Annotated in this window: 24 protein-coding genes; 14 read left to right on the top strand and 10 right to left on the bottom strand. The window is 66.6% G+C overall.

The features are described 5' to 3' along the window. The first annotated feature begins 20 nt into the window (after nt 1-20). Genes ACSU1L_RS07935 through ACSU1L_RS07920 form a run of 4 tightly spaced genes read left to right on the top strand, consistent with a single transcriptional unit; the run spans nt 21 to nt 3,581 of the window. Nucleotides 21-962 (top strand): dihydrodipicolinate synthase family protein, encoded by a 942-nt coding sequence (locus ACSU1L_RS07935; protein WP_439255350.1) that lies wholly within the window; start codon nt 21-23, stop codon nt 960-962. Beyond that, entirely contained in the window at nt 962-1,903 is a 942-nt protein-coding gene (locus tag ACSU1L_RS07930) for an ROK family protein (protein WP_439255349.1), read from the top strand. Before ACSU1L_RS07935 ends, ACSU1L_RS07930 begins: the two co-directional genes overlap by 1 nt. Next, the gene (locus ACSU1L_RS07925; RefSeq protein ID WP_438253752.1) at nt 1,900-2,643 is read left to right on the top strand and encodes an N-acetylmannosamine-6-phosphate 2-epimerase; all 744 of its coding nucleotides are present in this window, start codon (nt 1,900-1,902) and stop codon (nt 2,641-2,643) included. The genes ACSU1L_RS07930 and ACSU1L_RS07925 overlap by 4 nt, the downstream gene beginning before the upstream one ends. Further along, nucleotides 2,640-3,581 (top strand): DUF4862 family protein, encoded by a 942-nt coding sequence (locus ACSU1L_RS07920; protein ID WP_439255348.1) that lies wholly within the window; start codon nt 2,640-2,642, stop codon nt 3,579-3,581. The genes ACSU1L_RS07925 and ACSU1L_RS07920 overlap by 4 nt, the downstream gene beginning before the upstream one ends. Here the strand turns inward: ACSU1L_RS07920 and ACSU1L_RS07915 are convergent. Further along, complete coding sequence (locus ACSU1L_RS07915; RefSeq protein ID WP_439255347.1) at nt 3,565-3,921, bottom strand: AraC family ligand binding domain-containing protein; 357 nt, start codon at nt 3,919-3,921, stop codon at nt 3,565-3,567. The genes ACSU1L_RS07920 and ACSU1L_RS07915 overlap by 17 nt on opposite strands. Before the next feature lie 110 nt (nt 3,922-4,031). Here ACSU1L_RS07915 and ACSU1L_RS07910 point away from each other — a divergent pair, with 110 nt between their 5' ends. The 4 genes from ACSU1L_RS07910 to ACSU1L_RS07895 all read left to right on the top strand — a co-directional run bounded on the left by ACSU1L_RS07910 (nt 4,032) and on the right by ACSU1L_RS07895 (nt 8,932). Then, the gene (locus tag ACSU1L_RS07910; RefSeq protein WP_439255345.1) at nt 4,032-6,680 is read left to right on the top strand and encodes an exo-alpha-sialidase; all 2,649 of its coding nucleotides are present in this window, start codon (nt 4,032-4,034) and stop codon (nt 6,678-6,680) included. 108 nt (nt 6,681-6,788) lie between these two features. Then, nucleotides 6,789-7,343: a peptide-methionine (S)-S-oxide reductase MsrA gene (gene msrA, locus ACSU1L_RS07905; protein ID WP_439255343.1), complete on the top strand. Its 555-nt coding sequence runs from the start codon at nt 6,789-6,791 to the stop codon at nt 7,341-7,343. 192 nt (nt 7,344-7,535) lie between these two features. Next, on the top strand, nt 7,536-8,144 hold the full coding sequence (locus ACSU1L_RS07900; RefSeq protein ID WP_439255341.1) for a DUF4956 domain-containing protein: 609 nt from the start codon (nt 7,536-7,538) through the stop codon (nt 8,142-8,144). Next, nucleotides 8,141-8,932: a polyphosphate polymerase domain-containing protein gene (locus tag ACSU1L_RS07895; protein WP_439255339.1), complete on the top strand. Its 792-nt coding sequence runs from the start codon at nt 8,141-8,143 to the stop codon at nt 8,930-8,932. The genes ACSU1L_RS07900 and ACSU1L_RS07895 overlap by 4 nt, the downstream gene beginning before the upstream one ends. Here the strand turns inward: ACSU1L_RS07895 and ACSU1L_RS07890 are convergent. Beyond that, entirely contained in the window at nt 8,925-9,971 is a 1,047-nt protein-coding gene (locus ACSU1L_RS07890) for an NAD(P)-dependent alcohol dehydrogenase (protein WP_439255337.1), read from the bottom strand. The genes ACSU1L_RS07895 and ACSU1L_RS07890 overlap by 8 nt on opposite strands. Nucleotides 9,972-10,012: 41 nt before the next feature. Beyond that, complete coding sequence (locus tag ACSU1L_RS07885) at nt 10,013-10,813, bottom strand: alpha/beta fold hydrolase (RefSeq protein WP_439255335.1); 801 nt, start codon at nt 10,811-10,813, stop codon at nt 10,013-10,015. A gap of 147 nt (nt 10,814-10,960) precedes the next feature. Between ACSU1L_RS07885 and ACSU1L_RS07880 the strand changes: the two genes are divergently transcribed. Further along, complete coding sequence (locus ACSU1L_RS07880; RefSeq protein WP_439255333.1) at nt 10,961-11,425, top strand: hypothetical protein; 465 nt, start codon at nt 10,961-10,963, stop codon at nt 11,423-11,425. A gap of 122 nt (nt 11,426-11,547) precedes the next feature. Further along, nucleotides 11,548-13,020 carry an MATE family efflux transporter gene (locus ACSU1L_RS07875; RefSeq protein ID WP_439255332.1) on the top strand — a complete coding sequence of 491 codons (1,473 nt, stop codon included), beginning with the start codon at nt 11,548-11,550 and terminating at the stop codon, nt 13,018-13,020. 32 nt (nt 13,021-13,052) lie between these two features. Here the strand turns inward: ACSU1L_RS07875 and ACSU1L_RS07870 are convergent, their stop codons facing one another. Further along, nucleotides 13,053-13,538: an Lrp/AsnC family transcriptional regulator gene (locus ACSU1L_RS07870; protein ID WP_438253763.1), complete on the bottom strand. Its 486-nt coding sequence runs from the start codon at nt 13,536-13,538 to the stop codon at nt 13,053-13,055. 113 nt (nt 13,539-13,651) lie between these two features. Between ACSU1L_RS07870 and ACSU1L_RS07865 the strand changes: the two genes are divergently transcribed. Then, the gene (locus ACSU1L_RS07865) at nt 13,652-14,887 is read left to right on the top strand and encodes a trans-sulfuration enzyme family protein (RefSeq protein ID WP_439255331.1); all 1,236 of its coding nucleotides are present in this window, start codon (nt 13,652-13,654) and stop codon (nt 14,885-14,887) included. A gap of 81 nt (nt 14,888-14,968) precedes the next feature. On the opposite strand, the gene ACSU1L_RS07860 is transcribed toward ACSU1L_RS07865, so the two are convergent. Genes ACSU1L_RS07860 through ACSU1L_RS07845 form a run of 4 tightly spaced genes read right to left on the bottom strand, consistent with a single transcriptional unit; the run spans nt 14,969 to nt 19,470 of the window. Beyond that, on the bottom strand, nt 14,969-16,882 hold the full coding sequence (locus ACSU1L_RS07860; protein WP_439255330.1) for a M3 family metallopeptidase: 1,914 nt from the start codon (nt 16,880-16,882) through the stop codon (nt 14,969-14,971). Between the two features lie 22 nt (nt 16,883-16,904). Further along, the gene (locus tag ACSU1L_RS07855) at nt 16,905-17,720 is read right to left on the bottom strand and encodes a metal ABC transporter permease (protein ID WP_439255599.1); all 816 of its coding nucleotides are present in this window, start codon (nt 17,718-17,720) and stop codon (nt 16,905-16,907) included. A gap of 38 nt (nt 17,721-17,758) precedes the next feature. Next, a complete protein-coding gene (locus ACSU1L_RS07850; RefSeq protein ID WP_439255329.1) occupies nt 17,759-18,478 on the bottom strand; it encodes a metal ABC transporter ATP-binding protein in 720 nt (239 codons plus the stop codon). Further along, a complete protein-coding gene (locus ACSU1L_RS07845; RefSeq protein WP_439255328.1) occupies nt 18,475-19,470 on the bottom strand; it encodes a metal ABC transporter substrate-binding protein in 996 nt (331 codons plus the stop codon). Before ACSU1L_RS07845 ends, ACSU1L_RS07850 begins: the two co-directional genes overlap by 4 nt. 265 nt (nt 19,471-19,735) lie before the next feature. Here ACSU1L_RS07845 and ACSU1L_RS07840 point away from each other — a divergent pair, with 265 nt between their 5' ends. Beyond that, the gene (locus ACSU1L_RS07840; protein ID WP_439255327.1) at nt 19,736-20,380 is read left to right on the top strand and encodes a ClpP family protease; all 645 of its coding nucleotides are present in this window, start codon (nt 19,736-19,738) and stop codon (nt 20,378-20,380) included. Further along, nucleotides 20,377-20,973, top strand: a complete 597-nt coding sequence (locus ACSU1L_RS07835; RefSeq protein ID WP_439255326.1) for a ClpP family protease — start codon at nt 20,377-20,379, stop codon at nt 20,971-20,973. Before ACSU1L_RS07840 ends, ACSU1L_RS07835 begins: the two co-directional genes overlap by 4 nt. Before the next feature lie 204 nt (nt 20,974-21,177). Here ACSU1L_RS07835 and ACSU1L_RS07830 read toward each other — a convergent pair whose 3' ends face one another. Both ACSU1L_RS07830 and ACSU1L_RS07825 read right to left on the bottom strand, forming a co-directional pair. Beyond that, a complete protein-coding gene (locus ACSU1L_RS07830; RefSeq protein WP_439255325.1) occupies nt 21,178-21,516 on the bottom strand; it encodes a helix-turn-helix domain-containing protein in 339 nt (112 codons plus the stop codon). Nucleotides 21,517-21,608: 92 nt separating this feature from the next. Then, entirely contained in the window at nt 21,609-22,580 is a 972-nt protein-coding gene (locus tag ACSU1L_RS07825; RefSeq protein WP_438253771.1) for an acetylxylan esterase, read from the bottom strand. A 238-nt stretch (nt 22,581-22,818) separates the two neighbouring features. On the opposite strand from ACSU1L_RS07825, the gene ACSU1L_RS07820 reads away from it, so the two are divergent. Next, nucleotides 22,819-24,177 (top strand): cell division initiation protein, encoded by a 1,359-nt coding sequence (locus ACSU1L_RS07820; RefSeq protein ID WP_439255324.1) that lies wholly within the window; start codon nt 22,819-22,821, stop codon nt 24,175-24,177. Nucleotides 24,178-24,190: the final 13 nt, after the last annotated feature.

Raw genomic sequence — 24,190 nt, 5'->3', positions numbered from 1 at the left:
CGAGATAAGACCGGAACCACATGTCTGCTTCAACGCCCACCTTCACCGGCGTCATCCCACCCGTCGCCACCCCGATGCTGCCCGATCACACTATTGATCACGCCTCGCTCGAGCGGCTGGTCGATCACCTGATCAGCGCGGGCGTCTCCGGGCTGTTCGCGCTCGGCTCGACCGGCGAGACCGCCTACCTCACCGATGACCAGCGCGTCGCCGTGCTGCGCACGATCGTCGCCACCTCAGAGGGCCGCGTGCCGGTGATCGCCGGGGCGATCGAGCTCACCGCCGCCCGCACAGCCGAACTCGCCCAGAAGCTCGTCGCAGCCGGCGCCGACGCGATCGTCACGACGGCGCCCCTGTACACGCTGAATTCGCAGGCCGAGATCGCCGAACACTTCCGCACGGTCGCCGCGGCGATCGGCGTGCCGCTGTGGGCCTACGACGTGCCGGTGCGGGTGCATTCGAAGCTCAGCCTCGAACTGCTGCTCCAGCTCGGCAGCGAGGGCGTCATCCACGGGGTGAAGGACTCGTCCGGAGACGATGTCGGCTTCCGTCGTCTACTCGCAGCGAACGAGGCCGCCGGCCGTCCACTCACTCTGCTCACCGGCCACGAGATGGTCGTCGACGCGATGCTGCTCGCCGGCGCCGACGGCGTCGTTCCCGGACTCGCAAACGTCGAGGCTGAAGGATACGTGCGGCTTTTCGCGGCCGCCGGTCGTGGTGATTGGGATGCTGCGCGCACCGAGCAGGAGCGCATCAACCGCATCTTCGACATCGTGTTCCAGCCCGCCGGACTTTCCGGCGATGCCACGGGGGTCGGTGCCTTCAAGGCCGCCATGCATGCCCGCGGCCTGATCGATCACGCCACCATGGCGAACACCGTCGAATCGTTGGATGATGCAGCGGTGCAGAGGGTGCGCGGCATCCTCGCCGAGCTGGAACTGCTGCCCGCCGCAGTCGTGTGATGACCGAGGTCGTGCTCGCCGTCGACATCGGCGGAACGAAGACCGCGGCTGCCCTCGCTGGCCGTGACGACGAGCCCCTGACCACGCGGGTGGCACCGACGCCCGCAGCTCACGGACCCTCGGCCGTCATCGCGACGGTCCTCGAGCTCGCGCAGCTCTTGCTTGCGGATGCCGCGCCGGGCACCCGACTGGTCGGGGTCGGTATCGGCACCGCGGGCGTCGTCGATACGACGACGGGAACGATCGTCTCGGCCACCGACACCTTCGCCGACTGGCCGGGCACCCGCGTCGCCGACCTCGTGCGCCATGGCCTCGGCGAGCTGCTGAATGCCGAGGCCCCCGTCGCCGTCCAGAATGACGTCGACGCACACGCACTCGGCGAATTCCGGCACGGCGCCGCAGCCGGAGCATCCAGTGCACTGATCGTTGCCGTCGGCACCGGCGTGGGTGCAGGCATCATCGCCGATGACCGGCCGCTGCGCGGCGCGCACCACGTCGGTGGTGAGATCGCGCACATGCCCGTTCCCGGTGCCGAACATCTGCGATGCCCCTGCGGGCGGCTCGGACACCTGGAAGCGCTGGGATCGGGCATCGGCATGCATCGCCACTACCTGTCCCTCGGCGGAGACCCGGAGGCCTCGGATGCCCGGGGCGTGGCGGCGGCCGCGGCATCCGGTGATCCGATCGCGACCCGCGCGCTCGCTGAGTCGGCGGCCTCCGTCGGCCGTGCCCTCGCAGGCGCCGCAACGCTGCTCGACCCGGAGCGCATCGTCGTCACCGGCGGTGTGCCGAGCATCGGTGCGGCCTGGTGGCAGCCCATGCTCGCCGCATTTCGGGCCGACGCGATCGACGCCCTGCAGAACACCCCGATCCTGCCGGGTACGCTCGGCGACGATGCTCCGCTGCGCGGAGCCGCAGCATCCGCCTGGAGGAACCGATGAGATTCGACGACACCCTCGCCCTCCTGCACGGCGGCCTGATCGTTTCGTGCCAGGCGTACCCCGGCGAGGCCATGCGCGATCCGAACACGATGGCGCAGATCGCCGCCGCGGCGATCGTCGGTGGAGCATCCGCGATCCGCGTGCAGGGCATCGCCGACATCCGTGCGGTCGCAGGCCTCCCCGTGCCGATCATCGGGCTGTGGAAGGACGGCGAGTCGGACGTGTTCATCACTCCGACCCTCGGCCACGCGATCGCAGTGGCGGATGCCGGTGCTGACATCGTCGCGATCGACGGCACCCGGCGCCCGCGGCCCGACGCTCTGACACTGGCGGAGACGATCGCCGGCCTGCGCGCGCACTTCGCCGAGACCGGGCGTGACGCGCTCATCATGGCCGACTGCGGATCGCTCGACGACGCGATCGCCGCAGAAGAAGCCGGCGCCGACATCCTCGGTACGACCCTGTCGGGCTATTCGGGGGAGCGGCCGAAGACGGAGGGCCCGGACCTTGAGCTGATCCGCCTCATCGCCTCGCGGTGCTCCCTGCCCATCTGCGCCGAGGGGCGCATTCACACTCCGGCGCACGCCGCCGCCGCCGTTGCCGCCGGAGCATTCACGGTGTGCGTCGGCACGGCCATCACCCATCCGTCGACGATCACTTCCTGGTTCGTCGGTGCCGTTCGCGGTGCTGCCGATGGTGCTGCTGCTGATGGTTCTGTTCGCGGAGCGGATGCCGAGTGACCGCCCCGATCCTCGTCAGCGCCTATCCGGTCTCGCCGGCGTTCGTGGAGTGGGACCCGGAGCTGGAGGGTGAGCTCCTGCCCGCCATCTGCGCCCTCGACGGCGTCGCGGGGCTGGAGATCCCCTGGATCGGCGGCATCCACAAGTTCGACAACGACTGGTTCCTCGCGAATGTGCCGGCCGTTGCGTTAGCCGTGACGCCCATCCCGTTCGTGATGGGGCAGCTGGCCGCAGACCGGGGGTACGGCATCGCATCGGCGTCTGTGGGTGGGCGGGCTGCCGCGCTTGCCGACCTCAGGCGTGTGGCTGCTGATGTCGCCCGGATCGTCGATGAGAGCGCGGCATCCGTCGCCGTCGTGACACTGCACTCGGCGCCCCGCGCTGACTCCGGATCGGTCGATGCCCTCGCCCGGTCGCTGGGGGAGATCGCATCGTGGGACTGGCGCGGCGCGCAGCTCGTGATCGAGCACTGCGACGCGCTCGTCGCCGGGCAGACGCCCGAGAAGGGATTCCTGACAGTCGAGCAGGAGATCGCCGCGATCACGCAGGCGAGCGTCGACATGGGCCTGTGGATCAACTGGGGCCGCTCGGCCATCGAACTGCGCGATGCGGATGCCGTCACCGCGCAGATCGCGCAGGTCGCTGCATCCGGCCACCTGGCGGGCCTGGCCCTGTCGGGTGCCGCGGCTGGGGAGAGCCCCTACGGGTACCCGTGGATCGATGCGCATCTGCCGATCCGGTCGACGTATCCAGCGTCGGAGTCGCTATTGGATGACGCACAGGTGGCCGCGGCGCTCGCCGCCGCTGGCGACGTGCCCTGGTTGGGCCTGAAGATCGCCCGACGCGCGTCGGATGCCACCGCAGCGGATGCCCTCCGGACGGTGCAACGCAATCTCGACGTGCTGCGGGCGCCGGTTCCCCTCAGCGTCCGATGCTGAGGCCGGGCTTGCGCTGGTGCACGGAGAAGTAGCGCAAGCCGTCCGGCCCGGCGATGAAACGGCGCTCGGAGCGGGGCGGCAGCCACACCATCGCGCCGGGCTGCAGCCCGATCGCGTCGCCTGCGGTCTCGAGCATCCCTGATCCATCGAGCACCACGATGAGCACGTCTAGCGCGGGTCCGACGTGCCGCTGGATCTCATCTCCTGCGGGCAGAACGATGACGTTCGAGTCGAGGCCGCGCGCGGCGGGCTCCAGTTTCCAGACTGCTCCGGCGGCCACGGCATCCGCTGCGGCGAACGCGTCGCCGACGATGCGGGGAAGGTGCGGCTCGACATCCATGGCTCCAGCATCCCACTGAAAATCGACCCTTGTCGGGCAGGACCGTTCTCGCTACAGTATGAGCATCTGACATCAGATGTCTTACCTCGCACGTACAGAAAGGTCTGTCCATGCACTATCGCCCCCGCTCCTCCCGCAGGCGTTCGCTTGCCCGAGTCTGCACAGCAGGTGCTGTCGCTCTCGCGCTCGTGTTCCCCGTATCCGCGGCCCACGCCGCAGCCGCCCCCGGCTACCTCACCGATCCGACCTCTGCCCCTGGCAGCTACTCCGAGCAGAACATCGGCGCGGACCGCACTGCGGACAACTTCTTCTACCGAATCCCCGCGCTCGCCCACCTGGGCGACGGAGTGATCCTGGCATCCTGGGACGCGCGACCCGGCAGTGCTGCCGACTCGCCGAATCCGAACTCGATCATCCAGCGCCGCTCCACCGACAACGGCCAGACCTGGAGCGATCTGCAGATCATCGCGGCCGGGCAGACGGCCGCACCCCGGCACGGCTACTCCGATCCGAGCTACGTCGTCGATCACGAGACGGGCCGCGTCTTCGCGTTCTTCGTCTACTCGAAGGATCAGGGCTTCTGGGGGAGCGTCTACGGCAACGACGACGCGAACCGCCAGGTCATGAGCGCCGCTGTGATCCAATCCGATGACCAGGGGCTCACCTGGAGTGAACCGCGACTGATCTCCGACGTCGTCAAGACCTCGAACGGCACGACCAGCAACGGCGTGTACAGCCCGGTCGCCGGCGACGTCCGTGGCGCCTTCGCCAGCTCCGGTGAGGGCATCCAACTGAAATACGGCGAGCACGCGGGCCGCCTCATTCAGCAGTACGCCGGCGAGATCCGCCAGGCGAACGGCTCCACCCTCATCCAGGCGTATTCGGTCTACTCCGATGACCACGGCGCGACCTGGCAGCGTGGCGAGTACACCGGCAACGCGATGGATGAGAACAAGGTCGTCGAACTCTCCGACGGCAGCGTCATGCTCAACTCGCGCGACAATGCCCGCGGCACGCAGCGCAAGGTCGCGATCTCCACGGACGGCGGCGTGACCTACGGTGCAGTCGCCCGTGATGCCGAGCTGCCCGATCCCACGAACAACGCCTCGATCACGCGTCTGCACCCGGACGCCGCCCAGGGGAGCGCCGACGCGAAGAAGCTGCTGTTCACGAACTCGAACAGCACGACCGCTCGGGCCAACGGCGGTGTGCGCCTCTCCTGCGACGACGGCGAGACCTGGCCGGGGCTTCGGACGATCGAGACCGGCACCTTCGGATACTCCACCGCCACCGCGATCGGCGACGGCCGCATCGGCGTGCTGTGGGAGGCCGGGTACACCAACACCATGCAGTTCTCGTCATTCGACGAGGCCTGGCTGAACGCGGTGTGCGCACCCTTGTCTGTGCCGCAGGCGACGCTCGAACCCGGTGTCGCTACCGCCGTGCCCGTCACCGTGACCAACCAGGAGGCCGAGCCTCTCAGCGGTACGGCCTCGTTCTTCGTCGGAACCGGATGGACGGCATCCGACGCGCTGATCGACAACCTCGCGCCCGGCGCCAGCGTCACCGTCGATGTCGAGCTCACCGCGCCCGCCGGGGCATCCAACATGCAGAAGCTGCAGGCGGCCTTCACCGCATCCGATGGCCGGGTCAGCCAGACCACGGCGACGATGGTGCTGCCGCGCGAATCGATACTCGGCGCGACGCTGAGCCTGACGAATACGTCGGCGGCTCGCGACATCATCGCCGACCCCTACCGTGCGGGCGACGTGCTGTCGTTCCGCACGCGCGTGGTGAGCACTTCGAACGAGGCGACGATCGTGACGCCGGCGGAGAGCGCGTTCACCAACGGTTTCGCACCGACGGCGTGCCGCTGGAAGAATCTGCCGGCCTACGACGCGTACAACTGCAACACACCCACGCGCACGTTGACGCAGGAAGACATCGACCGCGGCTGGTTCACGCCGTCGTTCTCGTTCACGGTCGCTCCGGTGGACGGATCCGTCGCGGCTGTGACCGTGTCGCACGAGGGTGCTCCTGTGCTGTTGCGCGACGGTGTTCTGGATGCCACGATCACCGGCGATCGCACAGACACCGACCGTGACCTCGCCACCGATCCCTACGCGGTCGGCGAGCAGGTGCCGTACTCGTTCCGGGTCGACAGCACGTCGCCGGTGACCGCCGCGGTCGTGCCGACAGCCGGTGCCTTCTCGCCGTTCCTGCCGGCCGGTGCGGGCAACTGCCGGTACCGCGCTCTGCCGGCCGGGGACGGATACACCTGCTCGACTCCGCGCCACACCGTCACCCAGCAGGACATCGATCGCGGCTACTTCGTCGGCGACACGACCTGGAGCGTGCAGGCGGCCGGGCAGTCGAACCAGGAGATCACCGTCGCCGCCGGCGAAGTCGATGTGATCGCGCGCAACCCGCACCTCACGGTCACGGTGAAAGGCATGTGGGATGACGCGGACGGCAACGGGTTCGCTGCAGAGGGCGACACCGTCACCTGGACTCGCACCCTCACCAACGACGGCAACGTCGCGTTGGATGCCGTGACCGCAGACGGCGTCGAACTTGGTGCCATCGCCGCGGGAGCGAGTATCGAGCTCGACCCGGTGACGGTTACGCTCACCGCTGCGGACGTGCAGGCGCAAACCGCTGCTCCTGCTGTGCTCGAGGTGGCTGCCGCCAACGGTGCCAAGGCCGCGGTGATCGACACGAAGGTGGCACCGGTGGCACTGCCGACCGTGTCGGCATGAGCCCGTGGATTCTGCTGAGCTGAGCGGTATCTGATCATTCGGGAGGGGCAGACGCGTCTGCCCCTCCCGAATTGCGTCAGACTGGTTAAACGACAAGGAGCGTTCACCATGACTGACACTGACACTGACACTGGCACCATCACCCGCACCCCCGGCGCTGAAACAGCGGTTCTCGCTGGAGGCTGCTTCTGGGGCATGGAAGACCTCGTCCGTCGCCAGCCGGGTGTGCTCTCCACCCGCGTCGGCTACACCGGCGGCGACAACGACCACGCGACCTACCGCAATCACCCCGGTCACGCCGAGGCGCTCGAGGTCGTCTTTGATCCGGAGGCGACGACGTTCCGTGACATCCTGGCGTTCTTCTTCCAGATCCACGACCCGTCCACCCTTGACCGTCAGGGCAACGACATCGGTTCGAGCTACCGCTCGGCGATCTTCCCACTCGGCCCTGAGCAGGAGCAGATCGCGCGCGAGACCATCGCGGACGTCGATGCATCCGGTCTCTGGCCAGGCAAAGCCGTCACCACGATCGAGCCCGAAGGCCCCTTCTGGGAGGCGGAGCCGGAGCACCAGGACTACCTGATCACTTACCCGAACGGTTACACCTGCCACTTCCCGCGCGCCGGATGGGTGCTTCCGCGCCGGGTTGAAGAGAGCGACTAAGAGGCCTCTCCCCGCAGCTTCACAGCGATCTGACGGGGCTGATTCGGGATGATGAGAGAGTTCTCATCCCGTTCTCCTGTGCGACTTACGCCGTTTCCCTAACGTTCATATAAGAACGAAGCGCCCTCGCGCTTCAGGGAAGGGAAACTCATGTTGTCACTCTGGTTGGGGTTGGCCTCAAACATCGTCGGAATGACGGTCCTCGTCTATGTCGTCTACTTCCGCCGACACTTCCGCCGCGATCTTGTGCTGGCCTACATCGCCCTCAGCATGGGAATCTTCGCCGTCACCCTGCTCCTGTCCGGCAGCGGGGCCGGGATGGGGCTCGGGCTGGGACTCTTCGGCATTCTGTCGATCATCCGGCTGCGCTCTGACACCCTCACCCAGGAAGAGGTCGCCTACTACTTCATCTCGCTGGCCATCGGACTGGTGAACGGATTGCATCCCGATCCCGCGTGGCTCGCGCCGACCGCGACCGCTGCGCTGGTGCTGGTGATGTTCCTCGCGGACCACCCGCGCTTCGCCATCCGCACCGAGCGGCAGACGGTGACCCTGGAGCGCGCGTACCCCCTGAAGAAAGACCTGATCCAGGCGCTGGAGACTCTCCTGGACGCGCAGGTGCTGCGCACCATCGTGATGGAGCTCGACATGGTGCGTGATCTCACCGTCGTGGATGTGCGCTTCCGCTCCCATGTCGCCTGCCGGCATGAGGAAGAGAAGGGTTTCGTCGATGCCGCTGAGCTGACCGGACCGGAACTCACTGTGCGCAGCCACGCGGAACAGGCAGTGCTGTCCCGATGAAAGCTCTCCTATCGCGTTCCCGCGCCGTGCTGGAGGACGCCGTGAAGGCTCGAGAGCCCATCGGACTGGGTGAGGTCGTCTCAGAGGCCGCCCTGCAGACCCGCGTCGACCGGAAGTTCCTGCTGAGGCCCGAGGAGTTCACGGCATTCGCGGCGCGGTTGGGCGATGCATTCCGGATCATGGAGATCGATGGGCTGCGCACCTTCCGCTACGAATCGGTGTACTTCGACACGCACGACCTGGCGCAATATCGCGCGCATCGGCAGGGGCGCAGGCGCCGTTACAAGGTGCGCTCGCGCACCTACGCCGATACCGGACTGACGATGTTCGAGATCAAGACGAAAGGGGCGCGTGGTGCGACGGTGAAGCACCGTCGAGAACAGGACATGCAGGATGCGGGTCGGCTGACCCCGGCGAACACCGAGTTTTTGGGAAATGTGCTGGCCGAAGAATATGGCGAGCGGATGCCGGAACTCGGACCGGTGCTGGAGAGCACCTACACACGCGGCACGTTCGTCAGTCCGATCGACGGCGAGCGCGTCACGTGCGATGTGGAGCTCAGCTACGCGGACACGGATCAACGCATCGATGGACCCGATCTCATCGTCGTCGAAACGAAGTCAGCCGACGGTCGCGGCGTATCCGATCGTGCGCTCGCCGAATTGGGCATCCGTGAGGTGAGCATGTCGAAGTACTGCATCGGCATCGCGCTGCTGCACCCGGCACTGCCCGCGAACCGGTGGAGTCGCCTGCTTGCGCAGCGGTTCGGTGCCGTGGGTGTCAGCTGATCGTTGAGATGTCGATGACGAAGCGGTATCGAACGTCAGCGGCGAGCACGCGCGCCCAGGCCTCGTTGACCTGATCGGCCGAGGTGATCTCCACCTCAGGGGCGATGCCGTGCTCAGCGCAGAAGTCGAGCATCTCCTGCGTCTGGGCGATGCCGCCGATGTTAGAGCCGGCGAACGAGCGGCGTCCGCCGATCAGCGTCCCCGCGCGCACCGACATCGGCTCGGCGGGGGCGCCGACGTTCACGAGCGTGCCGTTCAGTGCCAGCAGCTTCAGGTACGCATCAATGTCGATCGAGGCGGAAACAGAGTTGATGATGAGGTCGAATGAGTTCCGCAGCGTGCGGAAAGTCTCGCGATCCTCGGTCGCGAAGTAGTGGTCGGCGCCGAGCTTCAGCGCGTCATCCTTCTTGGCTTCCGAGCGTGAGAGCACGGTGACCTCGGCGCCCATTGCATGTGCGATCTTGACGGCCATGTGGCCGAGCCCGCCGAGTCCGATCACGGCGACCTTCTTGCCCGGGCCTGCGTTCCAGTGCCGCAGCGGCGAGTACGTGGTGATGCCGGCGCACAGCAGCGGAGCAGCCTTCTCGTACGGGATCGACTCCGGCACCCGCAGCACGAAGTCTTCGGTGACCACGACCGATGTGGCGTAGCCACCCTGGGTGATCGTGCCATCGACGTCGGTGGCGCCGTAGGTGCCGATCGCACCCTTCAGGCAGTGCTGCTCTTCGCCCGCCGCGCAGTTCGCGCATTCGCCGCAGGAGCCCACCAGACAGCCGACTCCGACGCGGTCGCCGATGGCGAACTTCGTCACCTCGGATCCGATCTCAGCGACGGTGCCGACGATCTCGTGACCGACGGTCAGCGGGTACTGCTGGGGCCCCCAGTCGCCCTGCACGGTGTGGATGTCGGAGTGGCAGATACCGGCCCAGCGAATGTCGATGCGCACATCATCCGGGCCCACGTCGCGGCGTTCGATCGTGCCGGGAACGAGCGGATCAGTGGCGGAGGTGGCGATGATGGCGGGGATGACAGTGGACATGTCTTGAGCGTAGACCTGGACGCTGCGTCCGGTGGGCATCGTCAACTCGCTGCGAGGAACTCCAGTGCGGCGTTGCGGAAATCACGCGACCCTGGCGCGTTGAAGTGGTGACGCCCGGGGATCTCGAAGAATCGGGCATCCGGTGCCTGGGCGGCGATCTGCCGGGAGCCTTCGAGCACAGCATCCTGCGATCCGGTGGCGAACAGCAGGGGCTGAGTGGGTGCCGTCGTGGGGTCCGGGTCGACGGTGCTAGATCGGCGCATGCCCTCAGCCAGCGCCAGGAGTGAATGCAGATCGTTGGATGCCACCCGCTCGGTCAGCTTCACGTAGTTACGGGTGGCGATGTCTTGAACAGGTTCGCCGTGGTCGAGGTATGCGCGCACCTGGGGGATGTCGAGCCGTTCGAGCGGGATGCCGTCCGGCACTCCGCCGAGGACTGCCCGGCTGATGCGCTGCGGCAGATCGCGCACGACTTCCCAGCCCACCCGTGCGCCGAGCGAGTATCCGACGTAGCGCGCATCCTCCACGAGGTAGGTGTCCATCACCGTTTCGATGTCGGTGGCGAGGGTGCGAACCGCGAAGGCATCAGGATCGTGCGGTTTGTCGCTGTTGCCGTGACCGCGCTGATCGATGCCGATGACGCGGTAGCCCGCAGTGCTGAGGTCGCGGATCCACCCGGTCAGCACCCAGTTGTCGCGGGTGTTTGATGCGAAACCATGCACGATCACGACCGTGGGGGCGTCGAAGTCTCCCCAGGAATAGGTGGCGAGGCGGGTGCCGTCTGCGGCATAGACGAGTTGGGCATCCGGCATGCTGGTCAGTTCAGAAAGAGGTGCGGCCACCTCTCCATCATGCTCCTTCTCACACGCGTTCGGCGGGCGTGCACCGTTTGAATAACATCATCCTTGCGGTGGATGCTGTTGTCTGCGGCCCTGCGTAGTGTTGAGTTCACGGAGGATGACCGGGGGGTCAAAATGTCGTCTATAGGTGTGTTTCGTGATTTGGCAGAGTTCTTCCTGCCGATCGGTTACGTCGGTGTCGCCATCGCGGTGCTGTGTGCGATCGTCGCGGCGATCGCATTGGCGCGCGGCGCGGCCGGTGCCAGCGGTGGGGCCGTCGCGGTCTGGCTGGTCGGGGCCATGCTGAGTCTCGCCTCCGGCTTTGCCGGGATGTGGATTCCTGCGTTGATCTCGGTCGGAGCGCTCATCGTGGCGCTTGTGGCCGGAGGGCTGCTGCGGGGAGTTGTGAATGCGTTCGCTGCGCCTCCGGAGCCGGTGCGGCAGGCGCGACCTGCCCCCGTCCCGACGGCGGCGCCATCTGCGACGACGCCAGTGGTTGCGAGTGCTTTAACGGCTGCGACAACGGCTACGCAAACGAGTATTCCAACGGCAACGACTGCGACAGTTGCTGCCTCGAACGCAGCCCCCGGAGCACAGCCGGCTCTCGCCGCATAGCCCCAGCGGGAACGGATTTCGGGAACCGGCTTCCGGAACCGAATCGATTCGATAAGCTGATGCTCCGCCGGTTCTCGGCGCTCTGACCTGTCCTCTCGCGTTCCGGAAGTCCTCTACTCCGCATGGCCACCACTCTCACCACGGGCCGCCCGTGGCGCGTCATCCTCGCCTTCTCCGTACCGTTGCTCATCGGCAACGTCGTCCAGCAGCTCTATCAGGTGGTCGACACGATCGTTGTCGGCCGCGAGCTCGGTGTGAACTCGCTTGCCGCGGTCGGGGCGACTGGGTCGCTGCTGTTTCTGCTGCTCGGATTCGCCTGGGGCATGACGAGTGGTTTCGCGATCCCGACCGCCCAGGCCTTCGGCGCGAAAGACCACGACGCTGTCCGCCGTTCGGTGGCCACCGGCACCGTGCTCGCCGCGATCGCCAGTGTGATCATCACCGTTGCGGGGCCCCTCCTGGCGGAGCCGGTACTGGTGCTCATGCAGACCCCGCCGGAACTTCTGGCGGAGGCTGCGCTGTTCACGCAGATCAGCTTCCTCGGCGGTGGCGCGACGATGTTCTTCAACTACCTGTCCGCCATCATCCGAGCGATCGGCGACTCGCGTACGCCGTTGATCTTCTTGACCATCGCCTGCGTGGTCAACGTTGCGCTCGTGATCATCCTGGTCGGGCCGGTGGGCTGGGGTGTCGCCGGTGCGGCACTGGCGACTGTCGTCTCGCAGGCGATCTCGGTCGTGTTGTGCCTCGAGTTCGTGAGGCGCCGGATGCCGGCGCTGCACGTGCGCCGTGCCGACTGGAGGATCACCAAGGCCGATCTGATCGAGCACCTGCGTCTGGGGCTGCCAATGGGATTCCAGGCCTCGATCATCGCCATCGGTACCCTCGTCGTCCAGGTCGCCCTGAACATGCTCGGCGCTGAGGCTGTCGCCGCCTACACAACGGCATCCCGTGTCGACAGTCTCGCAACTGCGCTGCTGGCATCCCTCGGTCTCGCCGTGTCGATGTATGTGGCGCAGAACTTCGGCGGACGCCGCCCCGACCGCATCCGAGCCGGCGTCGTGCAGGCGACGTGGATGGCGATTGGTGCGTCAGTGATCTTGGGGGCCGTGCTGATCGCGTTCGGCACCCACCTGGTGCGCCTGTTCGTCGGCGAGGGATCGGACGAGGTCGTCGAGCTAGCACACCTCATGCTCGTGATCAACGGCGCGACCTATTCACTGCTGGGCGTGCTCTTCGTGATCCGCGGTGCACTGCAGGGGCTCGGGCAGGCGCTGATCCCGACCATCACCGGTATCGTCGAGCTCTTCGCTCGTGTCGGAGCGGCAGTTCTGCTCGGCGCCATGCTGGGATTCGGCGGCGTGGCGATGAGCAACCCCCTGGCCTGGATCGGTGCTGTGGTGATCCTGATCCCCGCCTATGTGCGCGCACATCGCGCGCTGGCAAAGATGCCGGTCGACCCGGACGAGCTCACCCTCACCACCCCGATCGCCATCCTCGGCCCCGACAACAGCTCGCTGAACGTGGACGCCCTCGTCACGCAGGCGGTCCCCGTCATCGTGCAGCGGCGCTGGCGGAAGCTGCTGCGCCGCTAGCGGAGGCTGCGCCGCTAGCGGAAGCTGCGCCGCTAGCGGTTCGGCAGCACGCCGCGGCCGTCACGCAGCTCGAACACCAGCTGCGTCTCGGTGCCGCGGACGACGGAGTGCACGGTGATGTGCTCCAGCACGATGTCGCGGAGCGCGGCTGCATCGCTCACCGCGACATGCACGAGGAAGTCATCGACGCCGGCGACATGGAACACCTGAAGCACGCGCGGAATCTCAACGAGCGCGTCGAACAGAGCGTTCACCTTCGCGCCGGTGTGATTTGCCAGCCGCACTTTGATGATCGCCTGCAGACCGAATCCGAGAGCGGCCTCATCCACCCGGATGCGCACATCGCGGATCACGCCGCGATCGCGCAGAGCCCGCACGCGGTGGGCACAGGTTGATTCGGCCAGGCCCAACTGCTTCGCCAGCGCCTTGTTCGTGGTGTCGGCGCGGGCGCTGAGAACTGTGAGGATCTCGAGATCGATCTCATCGAGGGATGCCGCCGACTGTTGTGTTTTCGACAATGGGTGTCTCCATCTCCCGCCGTATTTCGTTCAGAATTCTGGAATGTACGTGAAACTCGGCGAATACTGTCGAAGTCTCGCACTCTCATTGGGTTTCGGGCAATGATGGAGGGATGACTGCACCCCTGCATCCCGACACCGTCGCCGTGCACAGTGGCCGCGCCGATCTCGCCGAACTCGGCGTACACGCCCTGCCCATCGACCTCTCCACGACGAATCCGCTGCCCGACATCGAGCGCGGCGGCGACTCCTACGAGGCGATGGCGACCGGAGGGCGTCCGCCTGCTGACGGCAGCATGGTCTACGCGCGTCTGTGGAACCCGACCGTCGCACGTTTCGAAGATGCCCTTGCCGAGATGGAGCACGCCGAGGCTGCGGTTGCCTTCTCCTCGGGGATGGCGGCGATGACTGCGGCGATCCTCGCGATGACCTCGGCGACCGGAAAGCGTCATGTCGTGGCCGTCCGCCCGCTGTACGGCGGCACCGACCATCTGCTCGGCACCGGACTGCTCGGAACCGAGACGACATACTGTCATCCCTCTGAGGTCGGTGTCAGCATCCGCCCCGATACCGGGCTGGTGGTCATGGAGACGCCGGCGAACCCGACCCTCGAACTCGTCGACATCGCCGCGGTGGTTGCCGCGGCCGCAGGCGTGCCTGTCGTCGTCGACAACACTTTCGCGACGCCGATTCTGCAGAACCCCCTCGATCACGGGGCCGCGATGTCGCTGCACAGCGCGACGAAGTACCTCGGTGGCCACGGTGATGTGATCGCCGGTGTCATCGCCTGCAGTGAGGAGCACACTGAGGCGCTGCGCCGTGTTCGTGCGGTGACCGGTGGCCTGCTGCATCCGCTCGGCGCCTATCTGCTGCACCGCGGTCTCACCACCCTGCCGGTGCGGATGCGCCAGCAGCAAGCGAATGCGCAGCAGATCGTGCAGTGGCTGATCGATCAACCGCAGGTGGACGAGGTGTTCTTCCCCGGCCTCAATGGGGATGAAGAGGGGATTCTCGATCGGCAGATGCGCGGCACAGGTGCGATGATCGCGATCCGTCTGAGCGGAGGTTATGCGGCGGCGAGTGCTGTTGCGGCCGCCACGCAGCTGTTCACCCATGCGGTGTCGCTGGGCGGGGTGGATTCGCTCATCCAGCATCCGGCTGCTCTCACGCACCGACCGGTCCCGGAGGATGCCCGACCCGACGCCGATGTGCTGCGCCTGTCGATCGGACTCGAGAACGCTGGCGACCTCATCGCCGACCTCGCACAGGCGTTCGCGGCGATTGCTGCTGCGCCCGCTGCGCCCGCTGCCGCCGCCAACTCTGCGCCCGGCGCCGCGCACAACTCCTGAGAACTGGTCGCGATCTGGCCGGAATCGACGCTTGGCCCGCCGAAACCGCGAGTTTTTCAGGAGTTATGAACGGGTCGGCGCTTAGGCCTCGCCGGCGAGCCACTTCCCGAACGCGTCGAAGGAGTACGGGCGTCCGAGCAATGACGCAACGAGGTCGGCGGCGTCGGCCGCACCACCCCGGGCGAGAATCTCGTCTCGGTAGCGGCCGGCGATACCGGGCTCGAACAGATCGTCGCGGTCGAACGCGCTGAACATGTCCTTCGCGATCACCAGGCTCCACATGTACGTGTAATACGCGGAGCTGTAGCCGGTGAGATGCCCGAACCCTGACTGCATGTGGGTGTCGGGGAGTCGCGCGATCACCGAGTAGCGGTCGGAGAGCTCTGCGACAGCGGCGTCAAGATCTGCCGGACGTTCCTGGTGCAGTCGGTACGAGACGGCGGCGTAGAACATCTGCGTGCGCACCCAGCGACCGCGGTCGGAGTCGGCAGCTTCGCGCATGCGGGAGACGAGATCAGCCGGGATCGCCTCGTCCGCGGGGTTCACAGCGAAGCTGCGGAGGATCGAAGCATCCCACGCCCATTCCTCGAGCATCTGCGACGGCGCTTCGACGAAGTCCCACTCGGTCGCAACGCCGGAGAACCGTGCCCACGTCTGGTCACCGCCGAGCACGTGGTGAAGCAGGTGGCCGAACTCGTGGAACAGCGTCTTGACCTGCTCATGCTCCATGAGCCCGCGCGGGAAGTTGCACACCAGAACGCCCTCGGGCAGCTGCACACCCCGGACACCGCTGACGAGGTCGAACTGAGCAGCGTGCTTGTACTTGCCCTCGCGCGGGTGCAGGTCCAGGTGAATACGACCGATGCGTTCGCCGCGCTGCAGCACGTCGTAGCTCGTGACGTCCGCTGCCCAGGCCGGAGCATCCACCGCCCGGTATTCCAGGCCGAACAGCCGACCGGTGACAGAGAGCAGACCCGCCCGCACCCGGGCGAAGTCGAAGTACTCGCGCACATCCTGCGCGTCGACGTCGTACTGCTCGCGGCGCACGAGCTCGCCGTAATAGTCGGAATCTGCGCTGGTGATGGTGGTCGCTTCAGGGTCATCCTGTCGGGCTCGAGCCAGGAGCGCTTCGGCATCTGCGTTCGCCCGATCGGCCGACAGGTCACTGATGTGGTCGATGAACTCGGCGATCGCGTCGCCGGTGCCGATCATCTTCGTCTCGGCATCGAAATCTGGCCAGGACGGATAACCGAGCATCGTGGCCTGCTCATGACGCAGATCCAGCAACTCGTGCAGCAGTGCATCGTTCGCCGGCCAGCCGCGAGCGGCGTAAGCGCGGGAGAGCTCCGCGCGCGCGGCGCGATCGTGCGCGTAGGTGCGAAACGGTCGGAAGTCCGGGTAGTCGGTCGTGATCTCGACGAGCCCATCGTCGCCGGCCGGATGCGCGACACGGAAGTCCTCGGGGAGACCATCGAGACGCTCGGGGGAGATCCGGATGCTGCGCACATCGTCGCGGACGTTCCGGGAGAACTCCTGCTCGATCACGGTGATGCGCGCCGCGATCTCAGATAGGCGGGCGCGGGTGGCATCGTCCCGGTCCACGCCGCCGCGGCGGAAGTCCCGCAGGGTGAGTGCGAGCAACCGCGCCGCTTCGGCATCGAGTCCTGAGGGGTCCAGAGTGGCGAACACCTCATACAGCGCGCGATCCTGATCGCGTGCGGTGACAAGGGCCGCGGCATCCTGCATCCGATCCTCGGCGAGGGCGCGCACGCTGGCATCCGGGTGAACCTCCGAGAGCAGCTCGGTCACGCTCGCCGCATTCCTGATCGCCGTCTCGCCGACGTTCCACAGCTCGAGCGTCTCCAGCGGCGTGCGATCGGCACCGTCTTTGAGGCGGTCGACGACCTCACGCGCTTGGGCGAGGGAGGAATCGGCGCGCTCGGCGACGAAGGTCGCCCAGTCATCAGCGGGCAGGGCGAGAGGTTCCACAGGCATTTCTCCAGCCTATGGTGGGCGGCTACCGCCCCGCCCGCACCCGCCGCCGCAGTCGCTTACCGATCACGCCCTGGTGCGGAGCGAAGAGGTACGCCAGCGCGAACGCGCAGCCCTGCACGACGACGACGAGCCCACCGGATGCCGCATCGATCCAGTAGCTCAGGTAGATGCCGATAACGCTGCACAGTGCCGACATGACGGGTGCGATCACCAGCATCCGTCCGAAGCGATCGGTGAGCAGATGCGCGGTGGCGCCGGGGATGATGAGCATCGCAACGACGAGCACCACACCGACCACCTGCAGGGCGACGACGGCCGTCAGCGCGAGCACGCCGAGCAGCAATGCGCCCAGCATCCGCGGTGACAGCCCGATCGCGAAGGCGTGTGTGGGATCGAAGGCATACAGGGTCAGATCCCGGCGCTTGACGATCAGCACGACGAAGGCGATCGCGGCGAGCACGATGATCTGCAGCAGATCGACTTCGGAGACGCCGAGGATGTTGCCGAAGATGATGTGGTTGAGATCGGTCTGGCTCGGGGTGACCGAGATCAGCACGAGCCCGAAGGCGAACAGTGTTGTGAAGACGATGCCGATCGCGGCATCCTCCTTCACCCGGCTCGTGCCACGGATGAGCCCGATGAGCGCCACAGCGAGAAAACCGAACACCAGCGCGCCGAGCGCGAACGGTGCCCCGACCACGTAGGCGAGCACGACTCCGGGCAGCACCGCGTGCGAGACGGCATCGCCCATCAGTGACCAGCCCACCAGCACCAGCCAGCAGGAGAGGAGGGCGCACACGACGGCCGCGATCACGGTGGTCACGAGCGCACGCACCATGAAGTCGTACTGCAGGGGCTCGAGAATCCAGTCGAGGATCACGGCGCCTCCAATCCGAAGGCCCGCGACAGGTTGGTGGGCTCCAGCGCCTCGGTGACAGTGCCGTGGAACAGCACCCGCCGAAGCAGCAATACCGCTTCATCTGCCAGCGATGGCAGCGCGTGCAGGTCGTGGGTGGAGACCAGCACGGTGTCGCCGGCCGCCGCGAGCTCGCGCAGCAGCCGAACGATTGTCGCCTCGCTGCGCTTGTCGACACCGGCGAACGGCTCATCGAGCAACAGGATGTCGGCACCCTGGGCGATCCCGCGAGCGACGAACGCACGCTTGCGTTGGCCGCCGGAAAGCTGTCCGATCTGCCGGTCGGCGAGGTCGGTGAGCTCCACTCGTTCGAGGGCTTCGTCAACGGCCGTGCTGTCAGCCGGGCGCGCTCGCCGCAGCATCCCCTGTGCGCCGTAGCGACCCATCATCACCACATCCCGCACCGAGACCGGAAACGACCAGTCGACGTCCTCGCTTTGCGGGACGTATCCGATGAGCCCGCGCCGGCGAGCGGATGCTGGATCAGCGCCGTGCAGGCGCACCTGCCCGGTGTCCGGACGCACGAGCGAGATGATCGTCTTGAACAGCGTCGACTTCCCGGAGCCGTTCATTCCGATGAGCCCGGTGACGCGGCCGGCCTCGACGCTCAGCGACACGTCATCCAGCGCCAGCAGGTCGCCGTAGCGGACCGTGACCCCGGTCACCTCGATCGCGCTCATGATCCGTCGCCGTTGCTTCCGCCGTCGTCGGGGTCGCTGGCGCCGCCGGTGTTGTCGTCGGGGTCGTTGCCGTCGTCGCCGGCGGTGCGGCCGGTGAGTCCAGCAACGATTATGTCGGCGTCGTGGCGGATGAGCTCCAGATAGGTCGGGACCGGGCCGTCGGCGGTGGAGAGGGAGTCGACGTACAGGGTGCCGCCGAACGCGGCATCCGTCGCTTCGACGACCTGCCGCATGGCCCGGTCGGAGACGGTCGACTCGCAGAACACCGCCGGCACGTCATTGTCCTTCACAAACTCGATCACCGCGGCGATCTGCCGCGGCGTCGCCTGCTGCTCGGCGTTGACCGGCCAGATGTAGGCCTCGGTGAGTCCGGCATCCTGCCCGAGGTACGAGAACGCGCCCTCGCAGGTGACCAACGCCCGTTCATTCTGCGGAAGCTCGGCGAGCTCTGCGGCGAGATCGTCCTGCACCTGCTGCAGCTCGGACTTGTAGGTCTCGGCGTTCGCGGCGAAATCATCGGCGTGCGCGGGGGAGAGCTCTCCGAACGCCTCGGCCATGTTGTCGACGTACAGCTGCACGTTTGACGGGCTCATCCAGGCGTGCGGGTTCGGGGCATCGGAAGAGTCGATCCCGATGACTTCCACCCCTTCGGAGACCACGATGTGGTCAACATCGACCGATTCGACGAACTGCTCGAACCACGCTTCGAGGTTGAGCCCGTTGTCGAGGATGAGGTCGGCCTCGGCTGCCTTGCGCACATCCCCGGGCGTGGGCTCATAGGCGTGGATCTCGGCGCCCGGTTTCGTGATCGATTCCACGCGCAGATGCTCGCCGGCAACATTCTGCGCGATATCTGCCAGGACGGTGAAGGTGGTCAGTACGACCGGACGGTCATCGTCATCGAGAGCGCCCGGCCCGGAGCATCCGACCAGTGCGGATCCGGCGGCGAACACCGCGAGAAAACTCGCCGCGATGCGTACATTTTTAGGCACACCGAAAACGTACCTTTTAGGTGCACCGAAAACAAGCGGGTTGGCCCGGGGCGGGCAGATGGATGCAGGGATGCAGGGATGCAGGGATGCGCGGATGCAGGGATGCACGGATGCAGGGCGATCGAACGGATGCAGGGCGAAACGCCGGTGAATGGCCCGACATCCGTTCGATGGCCCTGCAAGTGTCCCGACATCTCTGCCCACAGCAGAGCCGCTCAGGGCGGATTCGGGCCCTGGCGATTGTCGCTCGTCGCACGCTGGAGGCATGAGCGAAGAAAACCCGACCCCACAGTTCAGCCCAGATGCCCGACGCGCGCTGTTTCATGAACGCATCCTGGTGCTCGACGGCGCCCTGGATGACGACAACGGCACGCTGCTGATGACGCAGTTGCTGAACCTGTCTGCGGAAGACCCCGTCGCCGACATCGCGCTGTGGATCCACTCACCCGGCGGCTCGGTGCCGTCGATGCTCGCGATCCGCGACATCATGAAGCTGATCCCCAACGACGTCGCGACGCTGGCGCTCGGCATGGCGGCCAGCGCGGGGCAGTTCCTGCTCTCTGGCGGCACCCAGGGCAAACGTCGTGCGCTGCCGCACGCCAGGATCCTCATGCATCAGGGATCTGCCGGGATCGGCGGTTCCGCCGGGGAGCTCGAAACGCAGGCCGATGACCTGCGGCACATGCGCGACACCGTACTCGGGCTCATCTCCGACGACACCGGCCAGCCACCCGAGCGCATCTTCGATGACTCGCTGCATGACCGCTGGTACACCGCAGCACAGGCGCAGGAATACGGGTTCATCGACGAGATCGTTGACTCGATAGCGCAGGTATTGCCCCGCCGCAGAGCGCGAGTCGGGTTGGGAACGGATGCTGCGGCATCCGCCCCGGAAGGAGTGAAGTCATGACCAGTTATACGATCCCGAACGTTATCGCGCAGCATCCGCGGGGCGAGCGCGTCATGGACGTCTACTCGCACCTGCTCGCCGAACGTGTCATCTACCTCGGCACGGGAATCGACGCGGGTGTCGCGAACGCACTGATCGCACAGCTCCTGCACCTCGACGCAGATAGTCCTGACGCCGGCGTCCAGCTCTACATCAACAGCGAGGGCGGCGACCTGGGAGCTGCCCTCGCGATCTACGACACGATGCAGCACATCCGTCCGGCTGTTGCGACGACGGTCGTCGGTCAGGCAATCGGTCCGGCGGCACTTCTCGCTGCTGCCGGTGCGCCGGGCCAGCGTGCGGCGCTCGAGCATGCGCGGATCGTGCTGCATCAGCCGGCCGGGCAGTCCCGCGGGGCGATCCCCGACCTGATCCTCGCCGCCGACGAGGTGGTGCGGGTGCGCGCCGACATGGAAGCGGTGCTCGCCAAGCACACCGGGCGCACCGTCGAGACGCTGCGCGCCGATACCGACCGGGATCGGGTGTTTACGGCATCCGCTGCTCTGGAATATGGACTGATCGACACAGTGCTGGGGGAGCGCTCGGCGGGGTGATGGCCGGTGTTACGGATGGCGGCCGGTGTTGCCGGCGTCGGCCGGTGTTGCGGATCGCGGATGCTGTCACGTCTGTCGGACGAATTCGTCGAATCCCTCCGACATCTGCAACATCGTCCGACATCCGTAACACGGCGGATGACAGGCGCCACAGGCGGATGCCGGGAGGTCAGCCGGGCGCACCAGGCGGATGCCGGGAGCCGATCAAGCGGCGAGGCTGAATGCGCCGGTCAACGCCAGAGCGGGTGCCGGAACCGCGGCCATGCGCAGCTCATCGGCCACAGCGCTGGTCAAGTCGATGAGATTCGTCTCCAGAGCCCCGGAGATCGCGGCGATCATCTCGCTGGACGGCTCCTTCAGCCCGCGTTCGACCTCGGAGAGGTACTGCGGTGAGACTCCGGCCCGATCGGCAGTCTCGGTGAGCGTCTCTTCGCGCTCGTGTCGTCGACGCCGCAGTTGGTCACCGAGCATCTGGCGCCAGAGCGGTTCCGGGTCATTCTGATGACGACGCGGCGGGCGGGGAAAGGGGACGATCTCGGCCATGGTTCACGCTAACGCCGAAATCGGTCGCGGTGGCAGTTTTTCTGCTCAGGGCAGAACCCGCCCCCTCCGAAACCCCGAACACGAACCAAACGTCACCCGGCGAGCTGCTCGGCGAGGAACGCGGCCTGTTTCTCCCAGTGCAGGCCCTGTCCGCCTTCGTGCTCGTTGAAGGGGTAGTCGACGATCTCGCGGGAGCCGCCCCAGTGGTTGTAGGCGGCGAAGACTGTCGACGGCGGGCAAATGGGATCCAGCAGCGCCACAGAGAACAGGGTCGGAGAAGTCGCGCGCTTGGCGAAATTGACGCCGTCGAAGTACGACAGCGTTTCGAAGGCCGTGGCGGATGCTTCGCGCTGCACAGCCAGGTAGCGGACGATCTCCTCGTAGGGATCGCGTCCGGTCATGCCGACGGCCCGTTCGAAGTGGCACAGGAACGGCACCTCGGGCATCGCAGCGACCAGCCCGGTGGAAAGACCAGCTGCGGCGATCGCGATGCCGCCGCCCTGGCTGATGCCGCTGATCGCGACGCGGGACGCATCAACACGGTCGAGTGAGCGGATGGCGTCGATGGCGAGCACGGCATCGGTGAAGACGCGGCGGTAATAGTAGCTGTGCGGAGATTCGATTCCGCGCGTCAGATATCCGGGCACCGCGGGGCCCGAGCCGTGTGGATCTGCCGTGACGCCACCGGTTCCCCAGTTGCTGCCCTGGCCGCGGGTATCCATCAGGAAGTAGGCGTAACCGGATGCTGCCCACCCGAGCCGCTCGTGCGGCAGGCCCCGTCCACCGCCGTAGCCGACGTACTCGATCACGGCGGGGAGTGGTTCGTCACTGTCTGCTGGCAACAGCAACCAGCCGCCGATCGGGTCTCCACCGAAGCCGCTGAATGTGACGTCATAAACTTCGACGGACTGCAGCGGAGAGTCGATTCGCCGGAGCTGAATCGGCTCAGCGAGGGCGCGGGACTCCGCAAGAGTCTGCTCCCAGAAGTCGTCGAAGTCAGCGGGCTCGGCGACGGCGGGGCGATAGGAGCGCAGCTCCTCGAGGGGTAGGTCAAAACGCGGCATTGCGGAATCCTTCAATCGGGGGTCGCACGGCAGTTTATCGGTGGGGTGCCCTGTGAGATGCCTCGCGCGATCGCCGGAGAACAGGGCTGGTCGCCGATCCCCGGGCAAGTTAGTCTTATAAATGGAGTCTTGTGCTCCACTCTTCCCCCCACGCAGCGACCGCTCGTGCTTGCTTCGACGCCTCGGTGTTCGGTGTTCGGTGCTTGAGCGGTGCGCCCCGCCAGAAAGGTGTTCCTTCGTGAACGACTCCGCCGACAACAGCAACGACGAGCAGGGAGCCGATTTCTTCGATCAGCTCACGCAGGGACAGGCGCGCGAGCAGGGCACCTTCACGATCGGATTCCGCGGATACGACCGCGGCGAGGTGGATGCTGCGATCGCCGGCCTGCGGATGCAGGTGCAGCGTGCGGATGCTGAACTGGCCCAGGCGCGTTCGGGTGTGAGCCGCGACGTTGCATCGGTGCGCTCCGAGGTGGAGGCCGCACGGATCGAGAGCGAAACGCGCATCGCGGAGCTCGAGGCTCAAGCGGCAGAGCGCACCACGGCGCTTGAGGCCGAACTGGCCGCAGCTCGCGCCCAGGCGGATGACGCTGAGCAGCAGGTCGTGACGCTCACCAGCGAGCTCGTCGACGCCCCGAAGAGCGAAGCCGACGCTGAGGGATCGCGGTTGCAGTTCGAGGCAGTGCTGCGCGTCGCCGAGGAGCAGGCTTCGGTCCTGATTCAGAACGCTGCCGTGCAGGCCGAACGCCTGCTTGAGGCTACCCGCGCCGAAGCAGACACGCGCCGCGCCGAGCTCGACGTCGAGGTGCAGCGGGTCACCAAGCAGGCGCAGAACGACGCCGATCAGGTCCGGTTGCGTATCGACACGGAGTACACCGCCCATGAGGCACGCATTCAGCGCGAAGCATCCCATGCTGCTGAGAAGGTCGTTCAGGCCGAGCAGGAAGCGGCAACCGTTCGCACCGAGGCGGAAAAGGGCTCGGCGGCGCTGCGTTCGATGGTTGCCCGCGAGACCAGCCAGCAGCGTGCGGATGCTGAGCGCGAGGTGCGCGAGATGAACGCGCGCGTGCTGGAGTTCGAAGAGACCCTGACCCGCCGGCAGGACGAGGCGCAGCAGGAGTTCCTGCTCCTGCACAACCAGGCGGTCGCTCATGCCGAGCGCATCACCAACGACGCGAACGAGCAGGTGGAGTCGGCGCTGGAGCACTCCAAGCGCATTTCAGCGAAGGCCGACGACTATGAGCGTCTGATGCGTTCGCAGGCGGGCGCCATCGAGGCTGACGCCCAGATGCGTGCTCGCGAGACGCTCGATCGGGCACGAGTGAAGGCGCAGAAGATCGTCAGCACCGTCATCGGGCACACCACGGATGTGCTGCGTGACTCTGAAGATCGCACGCGCCAGCTGCGCTGGCAGCAGCAGCAGCTGAACAGCTTCATGGCTGAGGTTCGTGAACTCATCCGTCCGGATGGTGTCTTCAATTCGGATTCTTCGGCTGAGGATGAATCAGACGAGGACGAGATCGAGGATGCTGAGACCGAGCTCGACGAGACCGAGGATGCTGACCGGGTCGAGGAGAAGGACAACGCCAAGGCCTGAGTGAATTCGGATT

It is taken from the genome of Microbacterium sp. A94 (genome assembly GCF_051842855.1).
In the GTDB taxonomy this organism is placed as follows: domain Bacteria; phylum Actinomycetota; class Actinomycetes; order Actinomycetales; family Microbacteriaceae; genus Microbacterium.
Note: the sequence above shows the minus strand (reverse complement) of the source record. Positions and strands in the feature narration are given on the sequence as shown.

What these genes read in the sequence shown, in the direction of transcription:
- ACSU1L_RS07935 (WP_439255350.1), top strand. Translation starts at nt 21, where the DNA reads ATGTCTGCTTCAACGCCCACCTTCACCGGCGTCATCCCACCCGTCGCC.
- ACSU1L_RS07930 (WP_439255349.1), top strand. Translation starts at nt 962, where the DNA reads ATGACCGAGGTCGTGCTCGCCGTCGACATCGGCGGAACGAAGACCGCG.
- ACSU1L_RS07925 (WP_438253752.1), top strand. Translation starts at nt 1,900, where the DNA reads ATGAGATTCGACGACACCCTCGCCCTCCTGCACGGCGGCCTGATCGTT.
- ACSU1L_RS07915 (WP_439255347.1), bottom strand. Translation starts at nt 3,921, where the DNA reads ATGGATGTCGAGCCGCACCTTCCCCGCATCGTCGGCGACGCGTTCGCC.
- ACSU1L_RS07910 (WP_439255345.1), top strand. Translation starts at nt 4,032, where the DNA reads ATGCACTATCGCCCCCGCTCCTCCCGCAGGCGTTCGCTTGCCCGAGTC.
- msrA (WP_439255343.1), top strand. Translation starts at nt 6,789, where the DNA reads ATGACTGACACTGACACTGACACTGGCACCATCACCCGCACCCCCGGC.
- ACSU1L_RS07900 (WP_439255341.1), top strand. Translation starts at nt 7,536, where the DNA reads ATGACGGTCCTCGTCTATGTCGTCTACTTCCGCCGACACTTCCGCCGC.
- ACSU1L_RS07895 (WP_439255339.1), top strand. Translation starts at nt 8,141, where the DNA reads ATGAAAGCTCTCCTATCGCGTTCCCGCGCCGTGCTGGAGGACGCCGTG.
- ACSU1L_RS07890 (WP_439255337.1), bottom strand. Translation starts at nt 9,971, where the DNA reads ATGTCCACTGTCATCCCCGCCATCATCGCCACCTCCGCCACTGATCCG.
- ACSU1L_RS07875 (WP_439255332.1), top strand. Translation starts at nt 11,548, where the DNA reads ATGGCCACCACTCTCACCACGGGCCGCCCGTGGCGCGTCATCCTCGCC.
- ACSU1L_RS07865 (WP_439255331.1), top strand. Translation starts at nt 13,652, where the DNA reads ATGACTGCACCCCTGCATCCCGACACCGTCGCCGTGCACAGTGGCCGC.
- ACSU1L_RS07860 (WP_439255330.1), bottom strand. Translation starts at nt 16,882, where the DNA reads ATGCCTGTGGAACCTCTCGCCCTGCCCGCTGATGACTGGGCGACCTTC.
- ACSU1L_RS07855 (WP_439255599.1), bottom strand. Translation starts at nt 17,720, where the DNA reads ATGGTGCGTGCGCTCGTGACCACCGTGATCGCGGCCGTCGTGTGCGCC.
- ACSU1L_RS07850 (WP_439255329.1), bottom strand. Translation starts at nt 18,478, where the DNA reads ATGAGCGCGATCGAGGTGACCGGGGTCACGGTCCGCTACGGCGACCTG.
- ACSU1L_RS07840 (WP_439255327.1), top strand. Translation starts at nt 19,736, where the DNA reads ATGAGCGAAGAAAACCCGACCCCACAGTTCAGCCCAGATGCCCGACGC.
- ACSU1L_RS07835 (WP_439255326.1), top strand. Translation starts at nt 20,377, where the DNA reads ATGACCAGTTATACGATCCCGAACGTTATCGCGCAGCATCCGCGGGGC.
- ACSU1L_RS07830 (WP_439255325.1), bottom strand. Translation starts at nt 21,516, where the DNA reads ATGGCCGAGATCGTCCCCTTTCCCCGCCCGCCGCGTCGTCATCAGAAT.
- ACSU1L_RS07825 (WP_438253771.1), bottom strand. Translation starts at nt 22,580, where the DNA reads ATGCCGCGTTTTGACCTACCCCTCGAGGAGCTGCGCTCCTATCGCCCC.